This window comes from Caballeronia choica (assembly GCF_001544535.1).
Taxonomy (GTDB): Bacteria; Pseudomonadota; Gammaproteobacteria; order Burkholderiales; family Burkholderiaceae; genus Caballeronia; species Caballeronia choica.
This window is the reverse complement of sequence record NZ_FCON02000460.1, coordinates 1-1,346: the sequence shown is the minus strand read 5'-3', so window position 1 is coordinate 1,346 and position 1,346 is coordinate 1. Positions and strand designations below refer to the sequence as shown.

General features: G+C 59.9%; 2 protein-coding genes and 1 pseudogene. All 3 read right to left on the bottom strand.

What is annotated here, in order from left to right:
• The coding region (locus AWB68_RS47910) for a 3-keto-5-aminohexanoate cleavage protein (protein WP_143282065.1) at positions 1-161 on the bottom strand (161 nt) is incomplete at its 3' end.
• 405 nt (positions 162-566) lie between these two features.
• Positions 567-947, bottom strand: a complete 381-nt coding sequence (locus AWB68_RS44985; RefSeq protein ID WP_087650462.1) for a potassium channel family protein — start codon at positions 945-947, stop codon at positions 567-569.
• A gap of 129 nt (positions 948-1,076) precedes the next feature.
• A pseudogene (locus AWB68_RS44980) lies at positions 1,077-1,346 on the bottom strand (DUF2955 domain-containing protein); the annotation flags it as partial.

Below are 1,346 nucleotides of genomic sequence, written 5' to 3'. Positions count from 1 at the left end.
CCGGCGTTGTAGCAATCCACCGCCTTCTGGATCTGCTGCTCCATCGTGACAGGGATGTCTTCGGGAAAGTCGGAAGGCACCCACGACGGCGCATACGGCGCGGCCGTGATGATCAGGGGTTGCTGGTTTTCGGTGTACAGGGAACCGTCGAGAAAGTTCATGGCATGGTCTCCAAAGCGGACTGGGGGGGACGGAAAGAAAGCGGGGAGCACTCAGCAGGCGTGTCGTCGACAAAGCCGCTGACGAACAGAACCCCGTCTCACCCGTCCCACATAAATGGTTGGACGTCTTGTCTCCGCGTCAGGCACTGCAGGTGACGGGAGTCCGAACTGTCCGGCGAAGATACGGCAATCCGAGGAAGCGGTTTACGTATTAGGTGACTTTTTTTTATGATTTGGCGCCACTACGTGTTAACCCCGACCTCCGCCTATCGCGGCGACAGGTCATTAAGCCGCGTTCGCGTAGCGAGATCCCGGCGTCAGATCATGCTTGAGCAGCAGGCGGCGGAACGCTCTCTCCGATAACCGGCAATGTTCCAGTCTCGCGCTTCCGGCGGCGCCGTCAGGCTAATCCTGAAGGCTCGCCCGCCGCGCGGCTTCCTGCACGCCCCGCACGGCGGCGGCAACGATCAGCCCTGTGAACACCATGCCGATCAGCCCAAGCAATACCGCATCGATCCGGCCAAGCGTCGAGGTAGGAACCACGTCGCCATACCCGATCGTCAGTGCCGTGATTGCGCAGAAGTACAACGTTTCCGCTATCGGCGAAGGCGTTCGCTTCACCGTCTCCACGGGATCCCCCATGTAATACATGGCGATCGTCAGCAGCACAAACAGCACCAGAAGACCAGCCAGAATTCCGCGCAGGTACCAAAGCGTCCTGCCCGATTCCAATAAGATCTCGCGTGCCTTCAGGCGGACGACCGTGTCGCTTGTCGCATTTCCCATTGCAGCTACCTCCTTCATTGAGTTCGCCCGGTTCGACGCGTGTGTGAACCTCAGTCTCACCCGCTTTCGGCACGACACCATCAGCGACGCCAATGCGTGCGTTTGCCCGAGGCGCGGGTACGCGGAGCGTCATCGCGTGCGGCTTCGTTGCTCGAAAATCAGCAACATCAGACACGCGTACACCGTCACCGCCAAAAAGAGTCCCATACGCACCGCGAATGCCGTGTAGACGTCCTTTCCCGCCGCGCTGTCCTGGACCGATTGCCCCAGCAGAATAATCATGGTGACCAGGCTGTTCAGCCAGAAACCCGGCGAGTAACGCGTCGGGCTGATGCCGTAGAGCTTGCGTCCCACCAGCAGGCCGAACAGAAGCATCCACAGAAAGAACATCCACAGGTG

What these genes read in the sequence shown, in the direction of transcription:
- AWB68_RS44985 (WP_087650462.1), bottom strand. Translation starts at nt 947, where the DNA reads ATGGGAAATGCGACAAGCGACACGGTCGTCCGCCTGAAGGCACGCGAG.